Source organism: Rhodococcus sp. EPR-134 (assembly GCF_001647205.1).
GTDB lineage: Bacteria > Actinomycetota > Actinomycetes > Mycobacteriales > Mycobacteriaceae > Rhodococcus_F > Rhodococcus_F qingshengii.
In genome coordinates, this window is the sequence record NZ_LVCT01000637.1 from 1 (window position 1) to 1,499 (window position 1,499).

Annotated in this window: 2 protein-coding genes and 1 pseudogene; all 3 read left to right on the top strand. The window is 63.4% G+C overall.

The genetic code is table 11. The features are described from left to right. Positions 1-363 (top strand): annotated as a pseudogene (locus A2J01_RS27985) (urea ABC transporter permease subunit UrtC); the annotation flags it as partial. Continuing rightward, entirely contained in the window at positions 360-1,196 is an 837-nt protein-coding gene (urtD, locus tag A2J01_RS27990) for an urea ABC transporter ATP-binding protein UrtD (protein ID WP_064114034.1), read from the top strand. The pseudogene A2J01_RS27985 and the gene urtD, both read left to right, overlap by 4 nt. A 3-nt stretch (positions 1,197-1,199) precedes the next feature. Beyond that, positions 1,200-1,499: ATP-binding cassette domain-containing protein (locus A2J01_RS27995; RefSeq protein ID WP_156519429.1), on the top strand; the 300-nt coding region annotated here is incomplete at its 3' end.

Consider the following 1,499-nt stretch of genomic DNA (forward strand, 5'->3'; position numbering starts at 1 on the left):
GCGTTCCTCGCCGGTATCGCCGGCGCGCTGTTCGTTCCGATCGTGGGCATCATCTCCCCCGCCGACGTCGGGATCGTCCCGTCCATCGCTTTCCTCATCGGGGTCGCGATCGGCGGCCGCGCAACGCTTCTCGGTCCGGTACTCGGTGCGATCGGCGTCGCGTGGGCGCAGTCGACATTCTCGGAGAAACTCCCTTCGGGATGGATCTACGCACAAGGGTTGATGTTCATCGTCGTGGTCGGGTTCTTCCCGGCAGGTGTGGCCGGATTGTTCGCCCTGATGCGCCACCGCAAGAAGCGTGAGACCCCGGCCGACCCGCCGGTCAAGGTCTCCCAACCCGAACCAGTGGAGGTGTCGTCATGACCAACACAACCGCCACCAGCGAACCCACACCGGCACTGGGTGGCAACGCCGGAATGTCGTCCGAGTACCTCGAAGTACGAAATCTTTCGGTCAGCTTCGACGGTTTCAAGGCCGTCGACGGCGTCGACTTGACCCTCATGCAGGGCGACCTGAGGTTTCTCATCGGCCCGAACGGGGCTGGAAAGACAACGTTGGTCGACGCCATCACCGGACTCGTTCCCGCGACGGGTTCCATCACGAAGTCCGGCGAGCAACTGCTCGGCAAGAAGGTTCACAAGATCGCCCGCCTCGGCGTCGGGCGAACCTTCCAGACGGCAAGCGTCTTCGAAGAGCTCTCGGTGCTGCAGAATCTCGACATCGCGGCCGGAGCCGGCCGATCACCGTGGAACCTGCTCAGAAAACGCAAAGGTGTGCTTCCCGAGATCGAAGAGGCGCTGGAGACAACCGGGTTGGAGCACCTCAGGGACACCGCCGCAGGCATTCTGGCGCACGGACAGAAGCAGTGGCTCGAAATCGGAATGTTGTTGGTACAGAACTGTTCCGTGCTCCTGCTCGACGAGCCCGTCGCAGGCATGAGCCTCGAGGAGCGCGAGGAGACCGGGCACCTTCTGCGGCGCATCGGCGGTGCGCGAACCGTCGTCGTAGTCGAGCACGACATGGACTTCATGCGATCCTTCGCCACGTCCGTCACAGTGCTCGCCGCTGGGAAAGTGCTTGCCGAAGGAACTGTGGCGGAGGTCCAAGCCGACCCCAAGGTGCAAGAGGTCTACCTCGGCACAGCCGCTGCCGGAACCGATCTCGGCGCCGACACCGAACCGACCCCGGAGGACTGAATCATGCTCGAGCTCGTCGACATCCGCGCCGGCTACGGACGCACCGAAGTGATCCACGGCGTATCCCTGCTGGTTCCCAGCGACGGAGTTGCGGCAGTCATGGGTCACAACGGTGCGGGTAAAACCACCTTGCTGCGCGCCGCCGTCGGTCTGATCAAACCTACACGGGGAAAGGTACTTCTGAACGGTGAGGACATCACCGGTCTACGGCCGAGCGCCCGCGTCGCTCGCGGACTTGCCTACGTACCCCAGGGTCAGCAGTCGTTCGGACAACTGACAACTGCCGAGAATCTTCGGGTGGTC

Excerpts from the sequence above, each read along its gene's own strand:
- urtD (WP_064114034.1), top strand. The coding sequence starts at position 360 with ATGACCAACACAACCGCCACCAGCGAACCCACACCGGCACTGGGTGGC.